This is a genomic window from Pseudomonas sp. IT-196MI5, from assembly GCF_949767415.1.
Taxonomy (GTDB): domain Bacteria; phylum Pseudomonadota; class Gammaproteobacteria; order Pseudomonadales; family Pseudomonadaceae; genus Aquipseudomonas.
This window is the reverse complement of the sequence record NZ_CATKPZ010000009.1, coordinates 87,603-111,019: the sequence shown is the minus strand read 5'-3', so window position 1 is coordinate 111,019 and position 23,417 is coordinate 87,603. Positions and strand designations below refer to the sequence as shown.

Annotated in this window: 22 protein-coding genes and 1 riboswitch; of the genes, 6 read left to right on the top strand and 16 right to left on the bottom strand. The window is 61.4% G+C overall.

Features of this window, described 5'->3' with window-relative positions:
* The first annotated feature begins 207 nt into the window (after positions 1–207).
* Complete coding sequence (locus ACM6IK_RS06750) at positions 208–3,678, top strand: NahK/ErcS family hybrid sensor histidine kinase/response regulator (RefSeq protein WP_414873671.1); 3,471 nt, start codon at positions 208–210, stop codon at positions 3,676–3,678.
* A gap of 133 nt (positions 3,679–3,811) precedes the next feature.
* Here the strand turns inward: ACM6IK_RS06750 and rmuC are convergent, their stop codons facing one another.
* Positions 3,812–5,176 carry a DNA recombination protein RmuC gene (rmuC, locus tag ACM6IK_RS06745; RefSeq protein WP_414873694.1) on the bottom strand — a complete coding sequence of 455 codons (1,365 nt, stop codon included), beginning with the start codon at positions 5,174–5,176 and terminating at the stop codon, positions 3,812–3,814.
* A 190-nt stretch (positions 5,177–5,366) separates the two neighbouring features.
* Positions 5,367–5,690 (bottom strand): sel1 repeat family protein, encoded by a 324-nt coding sequence (locus tag ACM6IK_RS06740; RefSeq protein WP_414873670.1) that lies wholly within the window; start codon positions 5,688–5,690, stop codon positions 5,367–5,369.
* Positions 5,691–6,694: 1,004 nt separating this feature from the next.
* Between ACM6IK_RS06740 and ACM6IK_RS06735 the strand changes: the two genes are divergently transcribed.
* From ACM6IK_RS06735 to ACM6IK_RS06725, 3 genes are all read left to right on the top strand, one after another.
* Complete coding sequence (locus ACM6IK_RS06735; protein WP_007898912.1) at positions 6,695–6,919, top strand: hypothetical protein; 225 nt, start codon at positions 6,695–6,697, stop codon at positions 6,917–6,919.
* A 276-nt stretch (positions 6,920–7,195) separates the two neighbouring features.
* Complete coding sequence (locus ACM6IK_RS06730) at positions 7,196–7,678, top strand: hypothetical protein (protein ID WP_008051047.1); 483 nt, start codon at positions 7,196–7,198, stop codon at positions 7,676–7,678.
* A 146-nt stretch (positions 7,679–7,824) separates the two neighbouring features.
* A complete protein-coding gene (locus ACM6IK_RS06725; RefSeq protein ID WP_414873669.1) occupies positions 7,825–9,096 on the top strand; it encodes an OmpP1/FadL family transporter in 1,272 nt (423 codons plus the stop codon).
* A 177-nt stretch (positions 9,097–9,273) separates the two neighbouring features.
* On the opposite strand, the gene ACM6IK_RS06720 is transcribed toward ACM6IK_RS06725, so the two are convergent.
* The 14 genes from ACM6IK_RS06720 to cobO form a co-directional block, all read right to left on the bottom strand.
* On the bottom strand, positions 9,274–9,837 hold the full coding sequence (locus tag ACM6IK_RS06720; protein ID WP_414873668.1) for a glutathione peroxidase: 564 nt from the start codon (positions 9,835–9,837) through the stop codon (positions 9,274–9,276).
* A 55-nt stretch (positions 9,838–9,892) separates the two neighbouring features.
* On the bottom strand, positions 9,893–10,015 hold the full coding sequence (locus tag ACM6IK_RS06715) for a hypothetical protein (protein ID WP_414873667.1): 123 nt from the start codon (positions 10,013–10,015) through the stop codon (positions 9,893–9,895).
* Entirely contained in the window at positions 10,012–11,220 is a 1,209-nt protein-coding gene (locus ACM6IK_RS06710) for an MFS transporter (protein WP_108219021.1), read from the bottom strand. The genes ACM6IK_RS06715 and ACM6IK_RS06710 overlap by 4 nt, the downstream gene beginning before the upstream one ends.
* A gap of 52 nt (positions 11,221–11,272) precedes the next feature.
* Positions 11,273–11,677 carry a MarR family winged helix-turn-helix transcriptional regulator gene (locus ACM6IK_RS06705; protein WP_108219022.1) on the bottom strand — a complete coding sequence of 135 codons (405 nt, stop codon included), beginning with the start codon at positions 11,675–11,677 and terminating at the stop codon, positions 11,273–11,275.
* 201 nt (positions 11,678–11,878) lie between these two features.
* Positions 11,879–12,610: an adenosylcobinamide-GDP ribazoletransferase gene (locus ACM6IK_RS06700; RefSeq protein ID WP_414873666.1), complete on the bottom strand. Its 732-nt coding sequence runs from the start codon at positions 12,608–12,610 to the stop codon at positions 11,879–11,881.
* Between the two features lie 2 nt (positions 12,611–12,612).
* On the bottom strand, positions 12,613–13,188 hold the full coding sequence (gene cobC, locus ACM6IK_RS06695; RefSeq protein ID WP_414873665.1) for an alpha-ribazole phosphatase family protein: 576 nt from the start codon (positions 13,186–13,188) through the stop codon (positions 12,613–12,615).
* Positions 13,185–14,240 carry a nicotinate-nucleotide--dimethylbenzimidazole phosphoribosyltransferase gene (gene cobT / locus ACM6IK_RS06690; protein ID WP_414873664.1) on the bottom strand — a complete coding sequence of 352 codons (1,056 nt, stop codon included), beginning with the start codon at positions 14,238–14,240 and terminating at the stop codon, positions 13,185–13,187. The genes cobC and cobT overlap by 4 nt, the downstream gene beginning before the upstream one ends.
* A complete protein-coding gene (gene cobU, locus ACM6IK_RS06685; RefSeq protein ID WP_414873663.1) occupies positions 14,237–14,758 on the bottom strand; it encodes a bifunctional adenosylcobinamide kinase/adenosylcobinamide-phosphate guanylyltransferase in 522 nt (173 codons plus the stop codon). Before cobU ends, cobT begins: the two co-directional genes overlap by 4 nt.
* 162 nt (positions 14,759–14,920) lie before the next feature.
* Positions 14,921–16,372 carry a cobyric acid synthase gene (locus ACM6IK_RS06680; RefSeq protein ID WP_414873662.1) on the bottom strand — a complete coding sequence of 484 codons (1,452 nt, stop codon included), beginning with the start codon at positions 16,370–16,372 and terminating at the stop codon, positions 14,921–14,923.
* Positions 16,369–17,361 (bottom strand): threonine-phosphate decarboxylase CobD, encoded by a 993-nt coding sequence (gene cobD / locus ACM6IK_RS06675; protein WP_414873661.1) that lies wholly within the window; start codon positions 17,359–17,361, stop codon positions 16,369–16,371. The genes ACM6IK_RS06680 and cobD overlap by 4 nt, the downstream gene beginning before the upstream one ends.
* Entirely contained in the window at positions 17,354–18,262 is a 909-nt protein-coding gene (gene cbiB, locus ACM6IK_RS06670) for an adenosylcobinamide-phosphate synthase CbiB (protein ID WP_414873660.1), read from the bottom strand. Before cbiB ends, cobD begins: the two co-directional genes overlap by 8 nt.
* Positions 18,259–18,909: a 5,6-dimethylbenzimidazole synthase gene (gene bluB / locus ACM6IK_RS06665; protein WP_414873659.1), complete on the bottom strand. Its 651-nt coding sequence runs from the start codon at positions 18,907–18,909 to the stop codon at positions 18,259–18,261. The genes cbiB and bluB overlap by 4 nt, the downstream gene beginning before the upstream one ends.
* Positions 18,906–20,306: a cobyrinate a,c-diamide synthase gene (locus ACM6IK_RS06660; RefSeq protein WP_414873658.1), complete on the bottom strand. Its 1,401-nt coding sequence runs from the start codon at positions 20,304–20,306 to the stop codon at positions 18,906–18,908. Before ACM6IK_RS06660 ends, bluB begins: the two co-directional genes overlap by 4 nt.
* Positions 20,303–20,914, bottom strand: coding sequence for a cob(I)yrinic acid a,c-diamide adenosyltransferase (cobO, locus tag ACM6IK_RS06655; protein WP_108219032.1), 612 nt, complete (start codon positions 20,912–20,914; stop codon positions 20,303–20,305). Before cobO ends, ACM6IK_RS06660 begins: the two co-directional genes overlap by 4 nt.
* 83 nt (positions 20,915–20,997) lie before the next feature.
* Positions 20,998–21,237: riboswitch (cobalamin riboswitch) on the bottom strand.
* Positions 21,238–21,390: 153 nt separating this feature from the next.
* On the opposite strand from cobO, the gene ACM6IK_RS06650 reads away from it, so the two are divergent.
* Together ACM6IK_RS06650 and ACM6IK_RS06645 are read left to right on the top strand one after the other, a co-directional pair.
* The gene (locus ACM6IK_RS06650; protein WP_414873657.1) at positions 21,391–21,975 is read left to right on the top strand and encodes a hypothetical protein; all 585 of its coding nucleotides are present in this window, start codon (positions 21,391–21,393) and stop codon (positions 21,973–21,975) included.
* A gap of 67 nt (positions 21,976–22,042) precedes the next feature.
* Entirely contained in the window at positions 22,043–23,356 is a 1,314-nt protein-coding gene (locus ACM6IK_RS06645; protein WP_414873656.1) for a PQQ-dependent sugar dehydrogenase, read from the top strand.
* Positions 23,357–23,417: the final 61 nt, after the last annotated feature.

The following is a 23,417-nucleotide window of genomic DNA, read 5'->3' as shown; positions in this document are numbered from 1 at the left end:
CGCGAGCAAGCCCGCTCCCACAGGGAATGTGTGCGGCAGGCCAATTGTGGGAGCGAGCCTGCTCGCGAAGAGGCCAGCCCAGACACTGCAAATCCTCCTGCGACACCCCGCCACGCCACGACCTTGGTCGACACTGACTAACGCTGGCGGTCGTGCGAGACTGTCTGTCCGGGCGGCAGGCCCGGATGTCTTTTGTCTGGAGTCCCCATGTCGCTGTCCACCGGGCTGATCGCCGCCGTCGCCCTGGCCTATATGGCCATCATGTTCGCCATCGCCTTCTATGGCGACCGTCGCAGCGCGCCCTTGCCGCCGCGAGTGCGTGCCTGGGTGTACAGCCTGTCGCTGGCGGTCTATTGCACCAGCTGGACTTTCTTCGGCGCCGTGGGCCAGGCCGCCGAACAGCTCTGGTCGTTCCTGCCGATCTACCTCGGGCCGATCCTGTTGCTGGTCGGCGCGCCGTGGGTCCTGCAAAAAATGGTGATGATCAGCAAACAGGAGAACATCACCTCCATCGCCGACTTCATCGCTGCGCGCTATGGCAAATCCCAGTCATTGGCAGTGGTGGTGGCGTTGATTTGCCTGGTCGGCGTGTTGCCCTACATCGCGCTGCAACTCAAAGGCATCGTGCTCGGTGTGAACCTGCTGATCGGTGCCGGAGCCGACGCCATGGGCACCCGCGCCCAGGACACCGCGCTGATTGTGTCACTGGTATTGGCGCTGTTCACCATCGTCTTCGGCACCCGCAACCTCGACGCCACGGAGCACCACCGCGGCATGGTACTTGCGATTGCCTTCGAATCGCTGGTCAAGCTGTTCGCGTTTCTCGCCGTCGGCGCCTTCGTGACCTACGGCCTGTACGACGGTTTCGACGACCTGTTCGACCAGGCCATGCTCGCGCCTCGGCTGGAACAGTACTGGAAGGAAACCATCAACTGGCCGTCGATGGTGGTACAGACCGGAGTGGCGATGATGGCGATCATTTGCCTGCCGCGGCAGTTTCACGTGACCGTGGTCGAGAACATCGAGCCCCAGGATCTGCGCCTGGCCAAGTGGGTATTCCCGGCCTACCTCGCCCTCGCGGCATTGTTTGTCGTGCCGATCGCACTGGCCGGGCAGATGATGCTGCCCAGCTCGGTGTTGCCAGACTCGTTCGTCATCAGCCTGCCCCTGGCCCAGGCGCACCCGGCGCTGGCCCTGTTGGCATTTATCGGTGGTGCATCGGCGGCCACCGGCATGGTGATCGTGGCCAGCGTGGCGCTGTCGACCATGGTGTCCAACGATATGCTGTTGCCCTGGTTGCTTCGTCGCAACAATGCCGAGCGCCCGTTCGAAGTGTTCCGCCAGTGGATGCTGTCGGTGCGCCGCGTCAGCATCGTGGTCATTCTGCTGCTGGCCTACGTCAGCTACCGCCTGCTGGGCTCGACCGCCAGCCTCGCGACCATTGGCCAGATCGCCTTCGCTGCCGTGACCCAGCTGGCCCCCGCCATGCTCGGTGCGCTGTACTGGAAACAGGCCAACCGTCGCGGCGTGTTCGCCGGCCTCGCCGCGGGCACCTTCCTGTGGTTCTACACCTTGGTCCTGCCGATTGCCGCCCTCAGCCTCGGCCTGTCCTTGAGCACGTTCCCGGGCCTGGCCTGGTTGCACAGTAATCCACTGAACCTGCCGATCACTCCGTTGACCCAAGGCGTGGTGCTATCGCTGGCAGGCAACTTCACGCTGTTCGCCTGGGTCTCGGTGCTGTCCCGCACCCGGGTTTCCGAGCACTGGCAGGCGGGCCGCTTCATCGGCCAGGAAATCAGTGCCCGCCCCAGCGCACGCTCGATGCTTTCAGTGCAGATCGACGACCTGCTGCAACTGGCGGCGCGCTTCGTCGGCGAAGAACGCGCCCGGCAAAGCTTCATCCGTTTTGCCTATCGCCAGGGCAAGGGCTTCAACCCGAACCAGAACGCCGACAGTGAATGGATCGCCCATACCGAACGCTTGCTGGCCGGTGTGCTTGGCGCCTCTTCGACCCGTGCGGTGGTCAAGGCGGCCATTGAAGGCCGGGAGATGCAGCTGGAGGACGTCGTGCGCATCGCCGACGAAGCCTCGGAAGTGCTGCAATTCAACCGTGCCTTGCTGCAAGGCGCCATCGAGAACATCACCCAGGGCATCAGCGTGGTCGACCAGTCGCTGAAACTGGTGGCCTGGAACCGTCGCTATCTGGATTTGTTCAACTACCCGGATGGCCTGATCAGAGTCGGCCGGCCGATTGCCGACATCATCCGTCACAATGCCGAGCGTGGACTGTGCGGCCCCGGTGAGGCCGAAGTGCATGTCGCCCGTCGCCTGCACTGGATGCGCCAGGGTCGCGCGCACACCTCCGAGCGCCTGTTCCCCAATGGTCGGGTGATCGAACTGATCGGTAACCCGATGCCTGGCGGCGGCTTCGTCATGAGTTTCACCGACATCACCGCGTTCCGCGAAGCCGAGCAGGCGCTGACCGAGGCCAATGAAGGCCTGGAGCAACGGGTCACCGAACGGACCCACGAATTGTCGCAACTCAACGTTGCCCTGACCGAAGCCAAGGGCACCGCCGAGGCGGCCAACCAGTCGAAGACCCGTTTCCTCGCAGCTGTCAGCCATGACCTGATGCAGCCGCTGAATGCGGCGCGGCTGTTCTCCGCCGCCCTCTCCCACCAGAACGATGGTTTGTCCGGCGAAGCGCAGAAACTGGTCGAGCACCTGGACAGCTCGCTGCGCTCGGCCGAGGACTTGATCAGCGACCTGCTGGACATTTCCCGCCTGGAGAACGGCAAGATCAACCCGAATCGCCAGCCGTTCGCACTCAACGAACTGTTCGACACCCTTGGTACCGAGTTCAAGGTGCTGGCGCGAGAACAAAAACTGGAGTTCCGCGTTCGCGGCAGCGCGCTACGGGTCGACAGCGACATCAAACTGCTGCGGCGGATTTTGCAGAACTTCCTGACCAACGCTTTCCGCTACGGCAAAGGGCCGGTGTTGTTGGGGGTTCGTCGGCACAAGGAAGGATTGAGCCTGGAAGTCTGGGACCGTGGACCGGGTATTCCGGAAGACAAACAGCAGGTGATTTTCGAAGAGTTCAAGCGCCTCGACAGCCACCAGACGCGAGCCGAAAAAGGCCTCGGCCTGGGGCTGGCGATTGCCGACGGCCTATGTCGCGTGCTCGGTCATACCTTGCGCGTACGCTCCTGGCCGGGACGCGGCAGCGTGTTCAGCGTCAACGTGCCGTTGGCCCGGGCGCAAACCGCAGCGCCGGTCAAGGTCGCCGAACTCAATGGCAAATTGCTCAATGGGGCGCAGGTGCTGTGCATCGACAACGAGGACAGCATCCTGATCGGCATGAACAGCCTGCTCAGCCGCTGGGGTTGCCAGGTCTGGACCGCACGCAATCGCGAGGAGTGCGCAGCGCTGCTGGGCGAAGGCGTGCGCCCGCAATTGGCGCTGGTGGATTACCACCTCGATCATGGCGAGACCGGAACCGATTTGATGGCCTGGTTGCGCACGCAAATGGGCGAGCCGGTTCCCGGGGTGGTGATCAGCGCCGATGGCCGGCCGGAGACGGTCGACCTGGTGCATGCCGCGGGGCTGGATTACCTGGCCAAACCGGTGAAACCGGCGGCGTTGCGGGCGTTGTTGAGTCGGTATCTGCCGCTCTAATCACTGGGTTGTGCGGTGATGCCTCCAGTGCTTTCGCGAGCAGGCTCGCTCCCACAGTGGTTTTGCATCACTCACAACATCTGCGAACAACATGGCACCTGTGGGAGCGAGCCTGCTCGCGAAGCTTTTTCAGCTATTCCGGCAACTCGACCAACCCATCGACATCGGTCATCGCCCGCTCCAGCAAGTCCGCCGGCAGGCTCTTGCTCGCCCGCGCGCCCAGCAGCTTGAGTTGTTCACTGCGACTGACCAGGTTGCCACGCCCCTCTGTCAGCTTGTTGCGTGCCGAACTGTAGGCCTTGTCCAGTTGCTGCAGGCGATTGCCGACCTCGTCCAGATCCTGAATGAACAGCACGAACTTGTCGTACAGCCACCCGGCCCGCTCGGCGATCTCCCGGGCATTCTGGCTCTGGCGCTCTTGCTTCCACAGGCTGTCGATGACACGCAGGGTCGCCAACAACGTGGTGGGGCTGACGATCACGATGTTGCGGTCGAATGCCTCCTGAAACAGCGTCGGCTCAGCCTGCAACGCGGCAGAAAACGCTGCCTCGATCGGCACGAAGAGCAACACGAAATCCAGGCTGTGCAAGCCATCGAGACGCTTGTAATCCTTGCCGGCCAAGCCTTTGACGTGATTGCGCAACGACAGCACGTGCTGTTTGATGGCGATCTGGCCGATGACCTCGTCCTCAGCCGCGACGTATTGCTGATAGGCCGTCAGGCTGACCTTGGAGTCGACCACCACCTGCTTGTCGCCCGGCAGATAAATGATCACGTCCGGCTGGAAGCGCTCGCCGTCCGGTCCCTTGAGGTTGACCTGCGTCTGGTACTCGCGGCCCTTCTCCAGCCCCGCATGCTCGAGCACTCGCTCAAGAATCAGTTCGCCCCAATTGCCCTGGGTCTTCTGCCCTTTCAAGGCGCGGGTCAGGTTGGTGGCTTCATCGCTCAAGCGCAAATTCAGCTGTTGCAGACGCTCCAGTTCCTTGGCCAGGGAGAAACGCTCACGCGCCTCGTTCTGATAGCTTTCCTCGACACGCTTTTCGAAGGACTGGATGCGCTCCTTGAGCGGATCGAGCAACTGCCCCAGGCGCTGCTGGCTGGTTTCGGCAAAACGCTGCTCGCGCTCATCGAAAATTTTCCCCGCCAGCTCGGCAAACTGCGCGCGCAACTCGTCCCGCGAACCTTGCAGGTCGTTGAGGCGCTGCTGATGGCTGTCCTGTTGCTCGCGCAATTCGGCGTTGAGCGACGCGGCCTGGGCATCCAGACGGCGCAATTCGGCTTCCTTGCCGGCGCGTTCGATATTCCACGCATGGGCGGCGTCCCGGGCGTCGTCGCGCTCGATCTGCAGCAGTTCGACTTCACGACGCAGCGCCGCCAGATCCGCCTGTTTGGCGGCGTTGGCCTGGGTCAGATCAGCCGCTTCATCGCGAATCGACTCGATCTGAGCATTCAATCCGTCCTGCGCCAGTTGCGCCATCGCCAGGCGTTCTTGCAGCAGCGCGACATCAGCTTGCGTGGTGCTGGCCCGACGCTGAAGCTGCCAGGCCAATACCAGCAACGGCAACGCTGCCCCTGCCAGACCCAGCAATACGCTGGTCAAGTCCATTGCCATAGCCACTCCTGCCATTCGGATAAAGCCTGAAGGTTAACCAAGGTGCTACGTCTTGGACAGCTCAGTCTTGGACAGCTCAGTCTTCGATCAGCCCCAGTTCCTGTTGAGCGCGGCGATCGCCTGCCCGAGCGGCCTGACGCAACAGGTCCTGGCCGATCCGGCGGTCCCGGGCATTCCCGCATTCGCGGCACATCAACTGGCCAAGGCGACTTTGCGCAGCCACCACGCCTTCACGGGCCGGTTGTTTGAGAAGACGTCCGGCGATGTGTTTGACGTTACGGTTTTCGCCCAGGTGCGGACTGTCCAACAGCCACTCTGCCACGCGCATGGAAAAGCGCTTGGTAGGGGCAACAGAAGGTTCTGTAGGGGAAGAGGAAACGGAGGCTGAGCGAAACTTCATAAAGCACTGTAGGGCAGATCGGAAGGCGCGCAACTTTACGCTCTTTTTCTTACAGGTAAAGCTGAAAATATCCCGGCACGCCCGTCCTAGAGCAAGCGCTCGGGACAATCCACAGAAGCTGTGGATAACTCAGTGGACAACCGCTCTTGAACCCGCTCAAAGCCCTGTGGAATGGGGCTCGCAGTCAAACTGACGATTTTTTCACCAGTAAAAAAAAGCGATGTTTTTCATTGACTTAAATTTTAGATACAGGCAGCTACTGCGCTTGAACGTGAGATGACAGCAGGGTGACAGAGTGCGCGACTAATGTGCACAAGTGCCTTCGCGACGGTTATATCGATGCACTTTTTCGGCGCGTTTTTTGGTCATGCCTGGGGATAAGCCTTGGCAAACCCGGTGTTTAGACGGCTGCGTTTCTGCCAACGTCGATGCCCGATGGTCGGATTCTGTTGTGCTACAGGGCGCAGCAATCGCAGGCACCGCAGCCTCATGCGCTGGGCTACAAGGTAAAACAGCCCGATCGGGCATCTTTTGGGAATTTTTTTGCTAACACACTTCCCTTGGCCGGTTCAATCCGTTAGTATCCGCGGCGTTAGTACCAAGCTGAAAGTCAATTCTGGTCGAACAAATCCCCCGGGTCAGCCTTCCCAACGGAAGCCTCCACCGAGCAAGCGGGATCGACCACCTCGATGGTTTCCAGGTAAATCTTGCGCCGACACAACCTTTGAATCGAAAGCAAAGGGTGTTGCTCCGCCTGCTTACTCTGCTCTAACCAACCTGCAAATTGATCAGGATCTTCACCCCGGGCCCAGAACCTTTGCCCTTGATGTGTTGCCTGCCCTCCTAAGTACCTACCTGCCAGCCCAAGCGCGCCAACTTGTCAGCGCTTCAAACTGGCTGCTTTGTTCCAGTCGGGTTCTTCGTTCGACCAATGGTGGTCGTCGTCACTGGAACGTTTAAACTTTGCACGGTTCTTATCCGTGTCGCTTGTAGGAACACCAATTATGTCCACTCAAATCCACACTCAGGATGCCATCCGCACCCTAACCAACGCTTTTGCTCCAATGAACTGCCTGATCATGGCCGCTCGCAAAGGCTGCTTCAGCTTCACTCTGGTCAACGAACACGGCATCGCTCGTCACAGCGAACGCCTGTACCCGGATCAATACTCCAGCGCAGAACCGCTGCAGGCTGTGATTGAGCGTACTCGCCAGGCACTGGTTGCCTGAGACGCCAGAAAGGCTGAAAACCTCAAAAGCCCTGCTGAAAAGCGGGGCTTTTTATTGCCCGATGTTTCCCATCCCCCGCGCAACGACTAAGCACGATCCGATATAACGGTTATAACTGGTCATTGGAAATATTTTAAAAACAGGCCTTTACAGCGCGAATATGACACTACACTTCAACTCAAGCGGCTTGACCCGCTTGCGGCGAGCCTGAGTCGATTCACTGCTGCCAAGCCCCCCCTTCAGGTATCGCCGTCCAATTCAGGTCTCGAGGGTTTTATGGGTATCGCTGCCAGCGAACTGTGCCGTTATGTGATTCGTCCGACATTGATCTACCTCGGACGCCATAGCGCTACTGCCGAATCCCTGCTGCTGGGCATTGCCGCCAGCCAGTCCGCTCTTGGTTCCGCCCTGCATGACCGCCGCGGGCACGGCCTGTACCGCATTGCCGAGCCCCGCCACCAAGCCCTTTGGGACCATTACCTGGCCCTTGATCCGGAGCGTGCAAGCCTGGTCCGCGGCTTGGCCAGCCAGCATGCGTTTCTCAGTGGCCCGCACCTCGAATTGACCGTCAACCTGCGTTACGCCACCGCCATCGCCTGGCTGCTGGTGGAAGAACAGAACACCCCCCTCCCCGCCCCTGATGATTTGTTGGGCATGGCCAGAATCTGGCGCCAGACCTTTCAGCCCCAGGGACGTCTGCGTGATTTCACCAGCGCCTGGCAAACCTGTGTTTCACCACTGAATCAGGTCGCCTGCTGATCCCTCTGGATCCAAAGATCGCGCAACACGTCGCGATTTTGGTCGGATTGTCCTACAAAACCGCTCTAAATCAAGCGATACAGCCTATGGCGCCGGGACGAAAATGTTGGTAATTTTCGCCCCGGTGATCATCAGGAGTTCTAATAATGAAAAAAGTAATGCTCAAAACCACCCTTAGCCTCGCCGTTGCCTTGGCATCCACCCAGATCTTCGCGAGTGGCTTTGCCCTCAACGAACAGAGCATCAGTGGAATGGGGACTGGTTTTGCGGGACGCTCTTCATCTGCCGATGATGCAAGCACTGTTTTTGGCAACCCTGCCGGCATGTCGCGAATCAAGCGCCAGGAAGTCACTGGCGGGATCGCAGCTATCGATGCCTCGTCTGATATCAAAGACGCCCAAGGCGCCCACCCGGGTACCAACAAAGGCGACATGGTGCCATTCACAGCCGTTCCGATGGGCTATTACGTCAAGCCGATTGATGATCACTGGGCATTCGGCCTCGGTGTCTACGCACCTTTTGGTCTGATTACCGACTATGAAAATGGCTTCCAGGGTGCCGGTTTCGGCAGCAAGAGTGAAGTCAAGGTTGTCACCTTCCAGCCTACCGTCAGCTACGCCTTTAACGACAAAGTATCGATTGGTTTCGGCCCGACCATCAACCGCATTGGCGGCACTCTGGAGTCGGATGTACCTCTTTTTGGCGATACCCACGTCAAAATCAAAGGGGATGATGTCGCTCTTGGCTACAACTTCGGGGTCCTGGTACAAGCAACAGACACCACTCGTGTCGGCCTGACCTATCACTCGAAAGTGAACTACAAGATTGAAGGTCATACCGATATCAGCGCAGGCGCAAATTCACCTTCCGCCCTCCTGAAAAGCAATCGATACGATGCTTCGCTGAAAATCGAAACACCTGAATCTGTCGACTTCTCCGTGACACAACAGCTGACGGATGCGTGGACCCTTTATGCAGGTTCCACCTGGACTCGCTGGAGCCGTTTGAAAGACATCACCGTCAACAACGACGGCGTAACGGCGGCACAAGGCGGTGCATTGTCCCCGGCCCTGTTCGGCACCATTACGGAAGAGCAGAACTGGCACGATACCTGGGCCTACGCCATCGGTACCTCCTACCAGCTGAATAAGCAGTGGGTATTGCGCACCGGCCTGAGCTTTGACCAGTCGCCTACCAACAATACCGACCGATCCCCACGTATTCCTACAGGTGACCGCACAATCTTCAGCCTTGGCGCCGGCTACAACGTCACCGATGATCTGACCATCGACGTCGCCTACTCCTACCTGAAGGAAGAAGCTGTCAAGGTGGATCGCTCCAACCTGGTAGACAGTTACAGCGCCAAGTACGAAAACAGCGCCAACGGTTTCGGTGTCGGTGCGACCTACCGCTTCTGATGATTCCCGGCGAGCCTGAACCGCTCGCCATCGGAATCAAAAAAGCCCCGCTCTCTTCACGGAGGCGGGGCTTTTTTGTAGGAGCGAGCCTGCTCGCGATGGACGCGAACGATGACGCGTGCTTTCAGGATGTACGAGACGCCTTGAAGTTTTCGCGAGCAAGCTCGCTCCTACAGGTCAGGGGGGCGAAACGAGCGGTTGCGAAGCCAGAGCTTGCTCCACCGCTGCAATGAACTCGGGATCATCGGGCTTGGTCAGACTGGAAAAGTTGGCAATCACCTTACCCTTGCGATCGACCACGTATTTGTAGAAATTCCATTTTGGCGCACTGCTCTGTTCGGCCAGTACCTTGAACAGATGGGTTGCGTCGGCGCCACGTACCGACTGCGGCTCGGTCATAGTGAAAGTCACGCCATAGTTGACGTAACAAACCTTGGCGGTTTCGGCACCGTCCAATGACTCCTGCTTGAAGTCATTGGATGGAACACCCAGCACTTCCAGCCCCCGCCCTTTGTAACGCTGATTCAGCGCCTCAAGGCTTTTGAACTGCGGGGCGAAACCGCAGAAGCTCGCCGTATTGACCACCACCAGCGGCTTACCTTCATACCGTTGGCACAGGTCGATGGATTCCTTGGCGCGCAGCTGTTGCAGTGATCCTTGCAACAGCTCCGGGCACTCCGCGTAGGCCAGCCCGGTAAACGTCACCAGCAACGTGGGGACTGCAATCGCGCGCATCAGCATGTCGGTGCATCCTTGAAAACTCGTCAAAAGCGACGTTACTCGCCCTCGCCGCACGCTAGCAAGTCCCCATGCCCAACTGCAAAAGCGCCAGCCCGCCCTGATGCCAGCCCCACCACGTCAGGGCAAGCAGCAAGGCACAGACAGCGAAAACCGTGATACGAGGCCAGAGACTGCTCATGTTGCACTCATTTGTGTTTGCAGGCGCACTACCGGCCGTTCACGCACCGGCCAGTTCAGGGCGGCGGCCAACAGGCTCAGGAGAATCGCGACCTGCCAGATCAAGTCATAGCTGCCGGTACGGTCATACACCACGCCACCCAGCCAGCCGCCCAGGAACGAACCGAGCTGGTGAAACAGGAAAACAATCCCGCCGAGCATGGACAGGTTTCGCACACCAAACAAGGTCGCCACCGTACCGTTGGTCAACGGCACTGTCGACAGCCACAAAAAGCCCATGGCCATGCCGAACAAATAGGCCGTGGTGGTGGTCACCGGCGCCCACAGGAACAACGCAATGACCACCGCCCGCAGCAAATACAAACCGGTGAGCAAACGCGGCTTGGACATGCGCCCGCCAAGCCATCCTGCGGTATAGGTGCCGAAAATGTTGAACAGGCCGATCAGCGCCAGCACCGTGGTGCCGACCGTCGCCGGAAGATGCTGATCCACCAGATAGGCCGGCAAGTGCACACCGATGAACACCACCTGGAACCCGCACACAAAAAAGCCGAACGCCAGCAGCCAGAATCCGGAGTGGGAGCAGGCTTCGCGCAGTGCTTCGCCAAGGGTCTGTTCGTGGCCCAGGACGGGCAGCGGCTTGTCCTTGAGCATACTCACCAGCGGCACGATCAACGCCACCAGCAAGCCCAGCACCAGCAGCGCCGCGGACCAGCCAAGCCATCCGATCAAACCGAGGGTGCCGGGCAACATCGCGAACTGGCCGAACGAACCGGCAGCACTGGCGATCCCCATGCCCATGCTGCGTTTTTCCGGCGGCACCGCGCGGCCGACCACACCCAGAATCACCGAGAACGACGTACCGGACAGTCCGATGCCGATCAGCAGGCCGGCACTCAGGGACAGGGTCACCGCCGAGTCGGAGAGCCCCATGCAAATCAACCCGGCTGCGTACAGGACGCCACCGATCAGCACCACTTTCGCCGCGCCGAAGCGGTCGGCCAGCGCGCCGGTGAATGGCTGAGCGAGGCCCCAGATCAGGTTCTGCAAGGCGATGGCGAAGGCAAAGACTTCACGGCCCCAGCCGAACTCGGCGCTCATGGGTGCCAGAAACAGCCCGAAGCCATGTCGAACCCCCAGAGACAACGCAAGGATCAGCGCACTCCCCAACAAAACCCAACCACATGTACGCCACATCGATGTCATTGTTGTTCTCCGGTTGCGGGTATATACCCGCTTATGATCGAAAAAACCGGCATCACGCCAGTTCGTCCAGCAGCTTGAGTAAAGTTTCGCGCTTCTCGGGGCCCAAGCGATCGATCAAACGTTGCTGAGCGGCTTCCCAGGCCGGCAAGGCAGCCTTCAGACGCTCTGCCCCGGCCTCGGTCAGCAGGACGATGCGGTTACGCATGTCCTCGCCCTCGACCAGCGTCACCAGGCCATCACCCTCCAGCACCCGCAAGTTGCGCCCCAAGGTACTGCGATCCAGGCCCATGGCCTCGGCCAGGGTCGAGATGCTCGGTTGATCCAGGCGTTGCAGATTGCACAGCAAAGAATACTGCGCAACGTTGATCCCGAAGCCGTCGAGAGCGCCGTCGTAATGCCTGCTGACGCCGCGGGCGGCGCGACGCAGGTTGATGCATAAACATTGGGAATCGAGCATGGTGCGTGTATATACCCGCGAGTCGGTTAAATCAAGTGGCATGGGGTTTGTTCAGTGTTCAGGTGGTGTCCCGAAAATCGTTTCGCGAGCAGGCTCGCTCCCACAGAGATTTTCGGTGTGCCCACCATTGTGTCAACAAAACTGAAACCCTGTGGGAGCGAGCCTGCTCGCGAAGAGGCCGGAATATTCAACACAACCCGATCAGACCAGCGCCAAGCCTACCAGCACTGCAACTTCCAGCAACTCCAGCATCGCCCCTGCCGTATCGCCCGTCGTTCCACCGAGCCGCCGCAACATCACCTGACGCAGCCAGACAAACCCCAGCGCCGCCAACACCACCGCCACCACACCACTCAAACCGGCGATCAACACACAGGCCAATGCACTGACCGCCAACACCTGCCTGCCCGCCGAACGCGGAAGATGATCGGCCAATGCCTGGCCCAGGCCACCGGCACGCACATAGGGCGTGGTCAGGAACAAGCCGAGCAATGCGCTGCGACCGATCAACGGCACGATGATCAATGCCAGCGAATGCGGTTGCCCGATCAGCGCCAGCAGCGCGGTGAACTTGAGCAACAGCACCAGCACCAGCGTCACCACCGCGATCGGCCCGCTGCGCGGGTCTTTCATGATGGTCAGCGTACGCTCACGGTCGCCAAAACCGCCGAGCCAGGCATCGGCGCTGTCCGCCAGGCCATCCAGGTGCAACCCACCGCTGAGCAGTACCCACACGCTCAACAGTAACGCCGCATGCAGCAATGTCGGCGTGCCCAGCAGCAGCCAGTTGACTGCCCACAGTATCGCGCCAAAGAGTAATCCCACCAGCGGATAAAACAGCAGCGACCGCCCCAGTTCCCGGGGCTCAGGCATGCCGTGCAGGCGAATCGGCAGGCTGCTGAGAAATTGCAGGGCGATCCAGAATGGCAGCATGGTCAGAGCACTTCCTTCAATACGCCAGCAGACTCCAGCGTCAGCGAAAACAGTGCGCCATGCCCGACCTCAACGTTGAGCAGTTGCTCTCGCGGCAGCCCCCGGGCTTGTGCCAGCAACAGACGCATCACTCCACCGTGGCTGATCAGCAAAATGCGCTCACCGGCACAGGTCGCGTGCAATCGCTCCAGCGCTGCCAGCACCCGTGCCGAAAAGTCTGCAACCGGCTCACCCTGAGGCGGCGTGAACGAATACGGATCGGCCCAGAACAAACCCAGCGCCTGCGCATCGGTTTCCATCAACGCCGCCGCGCTCTGCCCTTCCCAGGCGCCGAAATGCAACTCTTGCAGGTCTTTATCCAGGTGCATCGGCACACCCGATTGCACACCGAGCTCTTCGGCAAACCGCGCACAACGCTGCAAGGGTGAACTGACCAGCCGATCCCATGGCCCTTGCCCGGCCACGGCAGCGCGCATCTGCGCCCAGCCCAAATCGGTCAACGCATCATCGATACTGCCGCGCAGACCACCACCGAGTTCGGTTTCACCGTGCCGCAACAGATCCACGCGCAAGGTCATACCGGTCGATCTGCCACGGCGGCTTCGGCGAAGGTCGCCATCTGCCCGTGCAGGTCGCAAGCCAGACGCAACAGCGGCACAGCCAACGCCGCGCCACTGCCTTCGCCCAGGCGCAGGCCAAGCTCGAGCAATGGCTGCGCCTTCAGGGTTTCCAGCACATGACGATGCCCCGGCTCGGCGCCGCGGTGACCGAACAACAGCCACTCACGGCATTCAGGATTCAAGCGCACCGCCACCAGCGCCGCAACGCTGCAAATGAAGCCGTCCACCAGCACCGCGACACCCTCCTGGGCACAGGCGAGATAGGCACCGACCAGCGCGGCGATCTCAAAACCGCCGAGGTTGAACAGGGTCTGCAAGGCATCGCCACGCTGCGCACCATGCAATGCCAAGGCGCGTTCGATCACTTGGGCCTTGTGGCTGACACCTTCAGCATTGAGCCCGGTGCCTGGCCCAGTCAAATGGCCCACCGGGCAATCGAGCAGCGCAAACGCCAGGGCGCTGGCAGCGCTGGTGTTGCCGATGCCCATTTCGCCACCGATAAACAACTGCGCACCGGTAGCCATTGCCCGCTGCACGCTGTCACGGCCGGCCTGCAAGGCGAGTTGCCCCTGGGCTTCGGTCATGGCCGGTCCCTGGACAAAATTCGCCGTACCCGGGCCGACATTCAGGTGCCGCACGCCCGGCAAGTTCAGCGACGGCGTCACCGTGCCGAGGTCCACCACCTCAAGGGAAGCGCCCAACTGCCGCGCCAGTACGCTGATCGCCGCACCGCCGTTGACGAAGTTGTGCAGCATCTGCCCGGTCACTTCCTGGGGAAACGCCGACACACCCTCAGCGACCACACCATGGTCGCCGGCAAAAATCGCGATCCACACCTGCTCCAGACTCGGCTTGACCCGCCCCTGCAAACCCGCCAGTTGCACCGCCACCGATTCCAGCTGACCGAGGGAGCCGGCCGGCTTGGTCAGTTGCTGCTGCCGCGCCTGCGCCTGTTCGACCGCTTGGGTATCGACCGGCTTGCACGGGTTCAGCCACCAGGATTGAGTCATAACGCAGTTCCTTTCAGAGTCAGGGGCAGGCCGGCGACGGTCAGGACGACACGCTGACAGCGCTCAGCCAGAGCTTGATGCAGCCAACCGGCTTCATCGACATAGCGGCGAGTCAATTCGCCCAGCGGCACGACACCCATTCCGGTCTCGTTGCTGACAAAAATGATTTCACCCGGCAGCGACACCAGGCAGCCCAGCAAGGCATCACGTTCGGCTTGCAAGCGCCCGGCATCGTCGAGCATCAGCAGATTGGTCAGCCACAGGGTCAGGCAATCCACCAACAGGCAACCGTCGGCACGGGCGGATTCGCGCAGCACCCGGGCCAGTTCCACCGGTTCTTCGATCAATGCCCATTCGGCAGGACGACGGGCGCGATGATGGGCCACCCGCTCGCTCATTTCTCCATCGAGTGGCTGGCTGGTGGCGATGTAGGTCACGGCCAGCGCGCTGTCGATGGCGAGTTTTTCAGCCAGACGACTCTTGCCGGAGCGGGCGCCGCCGAGGATCAGTTGGAGCATTGCTTATTCCTTAAAATCTTCGGGGAGGCGACTGGCCCCTTCGTCGGAACGCCGCCCGGGACAAGCCCGCTCCTACAGGGTTACGAGGTGTACTCAAATCTCATGATCAACCCAAATCTCTGTGGGAGCGAGCTTGCTCGCGATGGGGCCACAACAGCCACCTCAGAACCCACAGAGCTGACGAAGCAGAGAAGTATCCAGATGCTTCTCCACCAGATCCGCCAGCCGTTCGATATCACGCTCGCGCAAGGCGTGGTAATCCACCGCCTGCACCTCCTGCAACCCGGCCCAGCGCAGCAGCGCACTGCACGCTGCCGGGGACTCGAACAACCCGTGCAAATAGGTGCCGAAAATCTGCCCGTCAACACTTTGCGCACCATCACAGCGGCCGTCATCCAGATGCACGGCGGTATGTTCCAGCGCCGGTCCGGTGGTCACGCCGGCATGAATTTCATAGCCTGATACCGGCGCATCTTCCAGCGCCAGGCGACCACGCACATTGCGTAACTGTTTCTCTTGTTCGAGCCGGGTGTGGAGCGCCAGCAGCCCCAACCCGGCACTGGAACCCGGCGCACCTTCGAGGCCCAGCGGATCATGCACCTGCTCACCGAGCATCTGCAGACCGCCACAGATCCCCAGCAGCTTCCCGCCGTAACGCAGATGCCGGGCGATGGCGGTGTCCCAGCCGTTGGCCCGCAGGTAAGCGAGGTCGCTGCGCACACTTTTCGAGCCGGGAAGGATGATCAGGTCGGCGGGTGGAATCGCCTGGCCGGGGCCGATGAATTGCAGGTCCACTTGCGGATGCAGACGCAGCGGATCGAAATCGGTGTGGTTGCTGATGCGCGGCAGCACCGGCACCAGCACTTTCAGCACCTGTTCGGCTTTGTCGGTCTGGCGTTGATCGATGCCGTCCTCGGCCTCCAGGTGCAGATCCATCACGTACGGCAGCACGCCGATCACCGGTTTGCCGGTGCGCTCTTCGAGCCAGTCGAGACCGGGTTGCAGCAACGCGATGTCGCCACGGAAACGATTGATGACGAAGCCTTTGATTCGCGCCTGTTCGCTCGGCGACAGCAGTTCGAGGGTGCCTACCAAGTGGGCGAAAACCCCGCCGCGATTGATATCGGCGATCAGCAGCACCGGGCAATCCACCGCTTCGGCAAAGCCCATGTTGGCAATATCGCCGGCCCGCAGATTGATTTCCGCCGGCGAGCCTGCACCCTCGACCATCACCAGCGGATACGCCGCGCTCAAGCGCTCGTGGGAGGCCAGCACCGCTTGCATGGCGATGGTTTTGTAGTCGTGATAGGCGACGGCGTTCATGGTGGTGACGGCGCGGCCATGGATGATCACCTGAGCGCCGGTATCACTGTTGGGCTTGAGCAACACCGGGTTCATGTCGGTGTGCGGTTCGAGGTGCGCGGCCTGGGCCTGGACCGCCTGGGCGCGGCCGATCTCGCCACCGTCAGCGGTCACCGCACTGTTGAGTGCCATGTTCTGCGGCTTGAACGGCACCACCCTTATGCCCTGACGTGTGACCCAACGGCACAGCGCGGTTACCAGCGTGCTTTTACCGGCATCCGATGTGGTGCCCTGCACCATCAGCGTGGTCATTGGTTTTCCTTGGCGAAATCTTCGAACGCCCGCGCCAGTCGTACCCAGGCGATTTCGTCACCGGGCAAGCCGAAGCGCAGGCTGCTGTTGTGCGTGAACAACCGCAGGAGAATGCCGCGCCGGGCCATGAATTCATGCAGCTCTTCGGCGCGCTCGGTGATCAGCCACTGGAACAGCGCACAGCCGCCCTGAGGCTCGAAGCCATGTTGCGCCAACAACGACGCAAGGCGCTCGCTGGCCTCTTCGGCGCGCACTCGTTGCCGCGTTTGCCCCTCGGTATCGCGCAGGCAGGCCTGGCCCACTACCCGGGTTGCCCCGCTCACGGCCCACGGTCCCACTTGTTCAGCCAGTAACTTGAGCAACTTGCGCTCGGCTAGCACAAACCCCAGGCGCACTCCGGCCAGGCCGAAAAACTTGCCGAAGGAGCGCAAGACGATCAATCCGACTTGATGGGCAAACGGCGCCAGGCTCAGATGCGGCGTGTTATCCATGAACGCTTCGTCCACCACCAGCCAGCCACCGCGCTGGGCCAGCCGCGTGTGCCAGTCGAGCAGGCGACTGGGGGTGAGGTTCAGGCCCGTGGGGTTATTCGGATTGACCACCACCAGCACGTCAAAACTGTCGATAAAGAAGTCGACTTCGTGCTCCAGCACTTCACGCACGATGTAGCCGTTACGACGCCACGCTTCAGCGTGCTCGGCATAACACGGCGACAGCACGCCGACCTTGCCGGCCCGACGTAATCGCGGCAGCAGCTGGATTGCCATTTGCGAACCGGCCACAGGCAATGCCTGCAAGGTGCCGTAGTAATCACAGGCGGCCTGCTCCAGGCCATCGTCCGCTTCCGGCAAACGGGCCCAGGCCCGCAACGGAATATCCGGCACCGGGAACGGCCAGGGCGCAAGGCCCGTCGACAGGTCCAGCCAGTCGGCTTCATCTATGCCGTATTCGAGCGCCGCCTTGCGCAATCGCCCACCGTGCTCAAGCATAAAATTCGGCCCCCAGGCAGAGAATCAGCAGCCATAACCATACCCCGCGCTGGACCAATTGCCAGCCCCGGTCAATGGAGTCGGCATCCGCCGGTACGCCTTCGCCCAACTGCGGACGCTGATGCAATTCGCCGTGATAAATCGCCGCCCCGCCCAACTCGACACCAAGGGCACCCGCCCCTGCCGCCATCACCGGGCCGGCGTTCGGGCTGTCCCAGGTCGGGCCCTGGGTGCGCCAGCATTTCAACGCCAGCCGGGTTTTGCCCAGCAGCGCGTAAGTCAGTGCCACCAGGCGCGCAGGTATGTAATTGAGCACGTCGTCGACCTTCGCCGCCGCCCAACCGAACCGTTCGAAGCGCTCATTGCGATAACCCCACATCGCATCCAGCGTATTGCTCAGGCGGTACAGCACCACACCCGGCGCACCCGCCACAGCAAACCAGAACAATGCGGCGAACACTGCGTCGCTGCCATTTTCCAGTACCGACTCGGTGGCGGCACGGGCGACTTCGGTTTTATCCAGATCACTGGTTTTACGGCTGACCAGATAACTCACGCGTTTGCGCGCTTCATCCAGATCATCGCCGCGCAATGCCTTGGCCACAGGCGTGACGTGCTCACCGAGGCTGCGCATGCCGAGGGCGCAATAGAGCGCGAGAATCTCGATGATCCAGCCGACATAAGGTGCCCAGGACAAAGCCGTGACCAACAGCGTCAGCGGCAACACGGCGATCACCCACGCGGTGACGCCATGACTGCGCCAGCCGCGACCGCCGCCGTTGAAACGTTGCTCGATGCGGTCGGCAAAACGGCCGAACGCCACCAGCGGATGCCAGCGTTTGGGCTCGCCCAGCAGCGCATCCAGCGCAACCGCGGCGACACTCAACAACGCCACACTCATTGACTTACTCCCCAATAATTTTCATACAGCAATTCATGTAGCGGACGCGCCTGCGCCCAGCCTTCGAGCACCAGCATCGGTGCCGGATAGAACGCCTTCACCGGCCCCAGGCACAGCACGGCCAGAGGCTTGGCTCCAGGTGGCAATTTCAACAAATCGGCCAGGGCTTGCGGTTCGAACAGCGACACCCAGCCCATGCCCAGCCCTTCGGCGCGGGATGCCAGCCACAGGTTCTGGATCGCACAGGACAGCGAGGCCATGTCCATTTCCGGCAACGTGCGGCGGCCGAAGATATGCTGCTCGCGGTCCTCCATCAGTGCGGCGACCAGTACCTCGGCGCAATCGTTGATGCCTTCCACTTTGAGCTTCATGAACTCATCGCTGCGCTCGCCGAGGGCCTCGGCGGTGCGGATACGCTCCTCTTCCACCAGGGCCTGGATTTGCCCACGCAAAGTGCGATCACTGATGCGGATGAAGCGCCAGGGCTGCATCAGGCCGACACTTGGGGCCTGGTGTGCGGCCTCGAGCAGGTGCCGCAGCAATTCGGGCTCGACGGTGCCGCCGCTGAAGTGGCGCATGTCGCGGCGTTCGGCGATGGCACGATAGACCGCTGCGCGTTCGGCTTCAGAGAATGCGTTGTCGCTCATGGCCTCTTCGCGAGCAGGCTCGCTCCCACAGTTGATGGTGTGTTGCCTGAAGAAACGCATTCCCCTGTAGGAACGAGCCTGCTCGCGATTACGGTCTCAAGGTCCGGCGCAAACAGCGCGGCAATCGCCGAAGGGTTCGACGGGAAATAAAAATGCACGTAAGAGGCGGTCATTCGCCCCTCTCGGTAGACCGCCTCTGCCCCGCGCCCGCCATTCGGGCTCAAGCCACGGGCTATCGGCGCCAGCTCTGTGGTGGTCAGCGAATGGTGATAGGTGTGCCCGCGCAACGAGCCTTCCGGCAGTTCCACCGCTTGCAACGCCAGCGCGGCCAGACGCTTTTGCATGACCGCATCACCGGCCAGCAAGCCAACCAGTTCGGCGCGAGTGCCCTCGACATCGGTCAGGGAATCGAGCAGATACAGCATGCCGCCACACTCGGCGAGCAACGGTTTGCCTGCCCGGTGGTGGGCACGAATTGCATCGAGCATCGCGGTGTTTTGCGCCAGCGCGACATGGTGCAGCTCCGGGTAACCACCCGGCAGATACAGGCTGTCGGCCTCCGGCAATGCACGGTCGCGGATCGGCGAGAAGAACGACAACTCGGCGCCCATCGCCCGCAGCAAATCCAGGCTCGCGCCGTAGGTGAACGCAAAGGCTTCATCACGGGCGACGGCAATGCGCACACCGGCCAACAGCGGTTCGTCCGAGATGACATCAGGGGCGGCGAACTCGACCGCCGGTGGCAGCGCGACCTCACAACTGCTGGCCAGGGCATCGGCGGCCGCATCGAGGCGCAGGTCGAGATCGTTCAACTCACTGGCCTGCACCAGCCCCAGGTGTCGGCTCGGCAGTTCGATCCCGGTTTCCCGGGACAGCGCGCCGTACCAGCGCAAACCTTCAGTCAGGCTGCCTTCGAGCAGTTGCGCGTGGCGCAGCGTGCCGACGCGATTGGCCAGCACGCCGGCAAACGGCAAGTCCGGCTGATAACGCGCCAGCCCCAGGGCCAGGGCGCCAAAGGTCTGGGCCATGGCGGTGCCATCGATCACCCCCAGCACCGGCACACCGAAATGCCGCGCCAGATCGGCGCTCGACGGCGTACCGTCGAACAGCCCCATGACACCTTCGATCAGGATCAGGTCGGCTTCAGCGGCGGCTTCCCACAGCAGCCGCCGACTCTCTTGCTCACCAACCATCCACATGTCCAGTTGATACACCGGCGCACCGCTGGCGCGCTCGAGGATCATCGGATCGAGAAAATCCGGGCCGCACTTGAACACACGGACCTTGCGCCCCTGATTGCGATGCAATCGGGCCAGCGCCGCGGTGACGGTGGTCTTGCCCTGGCCGGAAGCCGGCGCGGCAATCAGTACCGCCGGGCAGTGCCGAGGCTGACTCACAATTCGACGCCTTTCTGCGCTTTGATCCCGGCTTGAAAGGCGTGTTTGATCACGCCCATTTCGGTGACGGTGTCAGCCATCTCGATCATTTCCGGTTTGGCGGCACGACCGGTGACCACCACGTGTTGCATTGGCGGCCGGGCCTGCAAGTCGCTGAGCACCTGATCGAGATCGAGGTAGCCGTGCTTGAGGGCGATGTTCAGCTCATCGAGCACCACCAGACCGATGGACGGATCGCGCAGCAGTTGCTGCGACACCGCCCAGGCGGCTTCGGCGGCGGCGATGTCACGCTGGCGGTCCTGGGTTTCCCAGGTAAAACCTTCGCCCATCACATGAAAGCGCACCTGCTCGGGAAAGCGCCGGAAGAACAGCTCTTCTCCGGTGCTGTTGCGGCCCTTGATGAACTGCACTACGCCGCATTGCATGCCATGCCCCATGGCGCGGGCGAGCATGCCGAAGGCCGAACTGCTCTTGCCCTTGCCGTTACCGGTCAGCACCAGCAGCAGGCCACATTCGTTCGGGGCATTGGCGATGCGCTCGTCAATCACGGCTTTTTTGCGCTGCATGCGCGCCAGGTGGCGTTCGTCACGATCGGGGGTATCAGTCATGGGGGGAGCTCTCCGTTGAGGCAGGAATAACGGCGGGCAGGCACAAGAATAGAAGGCAACTAAGCCTGGCATCGCCCACCGTGATGCCGCTGGATGAATCAGGCCGGTCTCCGGGCTCATGAGTGGCCTGGGGGCCAGACTGTGCGCCTTCCCGCATCGAATCGAATCGACACAGTGGCATCAGACACAGTTTTCACTCATTTACCGTTGCGGGGGCAGCGCCGGAATTGCGGGCCTTCGACCAACAGAAGGACTCACTCACCGGCTTCCCTGTTTCACTCTGTCGACCCAAGTCACAGAGCACCTGAAACAAGCCGCGAAGGTTAGAGGGTTGGGGGTGGAGCGTCAATTAAAGCCGGGAGGCCACTTGCCGAATAACTGCCGTCGATCAATAAACTGACGTCAATCTTGTGCCACGCTCTCAGCAGTGATATCAAAGAGCCACAACCTCACAACACAACAACAAGGGTGAGCCCATGCAAGGCATGATCATCAGCAATCCAAAGCTGGAATTCCTGCGCCCGGTGCTCGAGCGCTGGTTCGAATGCATCGACCGCTACAACGCCGTCCGCGGCGATGGCGACACACCGTACTGGCACGACGAAAAGGCCAATCTCGGACTGCTGTCTGCCGCCGCCTGGATGGCCGAGATGGTCACGCTGCAACAGACGCCAACCCGTAAACAGACCGAAGAAGGCGAGCGCAACGGCCGTGCCGACCTGTTCCTCGCCTCGCCCGAAACCCGCGCTTACATCCAGACCACCCAGCGCTGGCCACGGGTCAACAGCCTCAACCTGAGCCAGGCCCTGCTCGACATCGTCAGCGATGCGAAGCGCGTGAGCCACGCCAGCGACCTGAAACTCGGCTGCCTGTTCGTCGCCCCGCAAAAAGCCCAACAAGGCGCCACGCCGGAAGAACTCCAGGACATGGTCGACGACCTGCAAAAGGAGCACACCTGCGCGGTCGCCTGGTATTTCCCATACGCCTATCGCAAATTGCGCAACGAAGCCGGCAACTATCACCCCGGTATTGCGGTGCTGTTCAAGGAAGCTCGCGGCTGAGGCGTTGAACCATCGCACGACAACGCTTCTCTATGATTGGAACAAGGCATTCATAGGGAAGACCAGCATGCGCATGCCCCCGCTCACTCTCGTTATCGCGCTCTGCACAGGGCTCGCCGCTTGTGGCGAGACCTCCCGCCTGCAGGTCTCCGACGGCACCGGCCCATCCCCTCAACTACCAGAACCCGACAAGACCCTGGTTCCGACCGTGAACATCGCCCCGGCCATCGGTTGGCCGCAGGGCGCAAAACCTGTCGCCGCCCCGGGCACTCAAGTGGCCGCCTTTGCCGAAGACCTGGATCACCCCCGCTGGCTTTATGTGCTGCCCAATGGCGATGTGCTGGTGGCGGAGACCAATGCACCACCCAACCCCGAAGACAGCAAAGGCATTCGCGGCTGGGTCGCGAAGAAAGTCATGGAGCGCGCCGGGGCCGGCGTGCCCAGCGCGAACCGCATCACTTTGCTGCGCGACAAGGACCACGATGGCGTCGCGGAAACCCGCACGGTGTTTGTGCAAAATCTCAACTCGCCCTTCGGCATGACGCTGGTCGGCAATGACCTGTATGTGGCCGATACTGATCGCCTTCTGCGCTTTCACTATGAAAGTGGCGAAACGCAGATCCAGTCACCACCGATCAAGGTGATTGACCTGCCGGGCGGCCCGTTGAACCACCACTGGACCAAAAACGTCATCGCCAGCAAGGACGGCAGCAAGCTCTACGTCACCGTAGGCTCCAACAGCAACGTCGCGGAAAACGGCATGGACAAGGAATCGGGTCGCGCAGCGATCTGGGAAGTGGATCGCGCCACCGGCCAGCACCGGATCTTCGCCTCCGGCCTGCGCAACCCCAACGGCATGGCCTGGGAGCCGCACAGTGGTGCACTGTGGACTGCGGTCAACGAGCGGGATGAAATCGGCAGTGATCTGGTACCGGACTACATCACCTCGGTGAAAGACGGCGCTTTTTATGGCTGGCCGTACAGTTACTACGGCCAGCATGTCGATGTTCGCGTCGACCCACAAAACCCGGATCTGGTGGCCAAGGCCATTGCCCCGGACTACGCCGTCGGCCCGCACACGGCGTCGCTGGGCCTGACCTTCGCCGCAAACAGCAAGCTGCCGGCGCCCTTCACCCAAGGGGCATTCATCGGTCAGCACGGCTCGTGGAACCGCAAGCCCCACAGTGGTTACAAAGTGATTTTCGTGCCCTTCAGTGCGGGCAAACCCGCAGGAAAACCGGTTGACGTGCTTACCGGTTTCCTCAACGACAAGGAACAAGCCATGGGTCGCCCGGTGGGCGTGGTGATCGACCGGCAAGGTGACCTGTTGGTGGCCGATGATGTGGGGAACAAGGTGTGGCGGGTGTCGGCAGTAAAATAAATTCCAACTGCCACCCTATTCCCCTGTGGGAGCGGGCTTGCTCGCGAAGGCGGTGTATCAG

Coding starts and splice junctions, on each gene's coding strand:
- ACM6IK_RS06750 (WP_414873671.1), top strand. CDS start 208: ATGTCGCTGTCCACCGGGCTGATCGCCGCCGTCGCCCTGGCCTATATG.
- ACM6IK_RS06740 (WP_414873670.1), bottom strand. CDS start 5,690: ATGAAGTTTCGCTCAGCCTCCGTTTCCTCTTCCCCTACAGAACCTTCT.
- ACM6IK_RS06735 (WP_007898912.1), top strand. CDS start 6,695: ATGTCCACTCAAATCCACACTCAGGATGCCATCCGCACCCTAACCAAC.
- ACM6IK_RS06730 (WP_008051047.1), top strand. CDS start 7,196: ATGGGTATCGCTGCCAGCGAACTGTGCCGTTATGTGATTCGTCCGACA.
- ACM6IK_RS06725 (WP_414873669.1), top strand. CDS start 7,825: ATGAAAAAAGTAATGCTCAAAACCACCCTTAGCCTCGCCGTTGCCTTG.
- ACM6IK_RS06720 (WP_414873668.1), bottom strand. CDS start 9,837: ATGCTGATGCGCGCGATTGCAGTCCCCACGTTGCTGGTGACGTTTACC.
- ACM6IK_RS06715 (WP_414873667.1), bottom strand. CDS start 10,015: ATGAGCAGTCTCTGGCCTCGTATCACGGTTTTCGCTGTCTGTGCCTTG.
- ACM6IK_RS06710 (WP_108219021.1), bottom strand. CDS start 11,220: ATGACATCGATGTGGCGTACATGTGGTTGGGTTTTGTTGGGGAGTGCG.
- ACM6IK_RS06705 (WP_108219022.1), bottom strand. CDS start 11,677: ATGCTCGATTCCCAATGTTTATGCATCAACCTGCGTCGCGCCGCCCGC.
- ACM6IK_RS06700 (WP_414873666.1), bottom strand. CDS start 12,610: ATGCTGCCATTCTGGATCGCCCTGCAATTTCTCAGCAGCCTGCCGATT.
- cobC (WP_414873665.1), bottom strand. CDS start 13,188: ATGACCTTGCGCGTGGATCTGTTGCGGCACGGTGAAACCGAACTCGGT.
- cobT (WP_414873664.1), bottom strand. CDS start 14,240: ATGACTCAATCCTGGTGGCTGAACCCGTGCAAGCCGGTCGATACCCAA.
- cobU (WP_414873663.1), bottom strand. CDS start 14,758: ATGCTCCAACTGATCCTCGGCGGCGCCCGCTCCGGCAAGAGTCGTCTG.
- ACM6IK_RS06680 (WP_414873662.1), bottom strand. CDS start 16,372: ATGACCACGCTGATGGTGCAGGGCACCACATCGGATGCCGGTAAAAGC.
- cobD (WP_414873661.1), bottom strand. CDS start 17,361: ATGCTTGAGCACGGTGGGCGATTGCGCAAGGCGGCGCTCGAATACGGC.
- cbiB (WP_414873660.1), bottom strand. CDS start 18,262: ATGAGTGTGGCGTTGTTGAGTGTCGCCGCGGTTGCGCTGGATGCGCTG.
- bluB (WP_414873659.1), bottom strand. CDS start 18,909: ATGAGCGACAACGCATTCTCTGAAGCCGAACGCGCAGCGGTCTATCGT.
- cobO (WP_108219032.1), bottom strand. CDS start 20,914: ATGACTGATACCCCCGATCGTGACGAACGCCACCTGGCGCGCATGCAG.
- ACM6IK_RS06650 (WP_414873657.1), top strand. CDS start 21,391: ATGCAAGGCATGATCATCAGCAATCCAAAGCTGGAATTCCTGCGCCCG.
- ACM6IK_RS06645 (WP_414873656.1), top strand. CDS start 22,043: ATGCGCATGCCCCCGCTCACTCTCGTTATCGCGCTCTGCACAGGGCTC.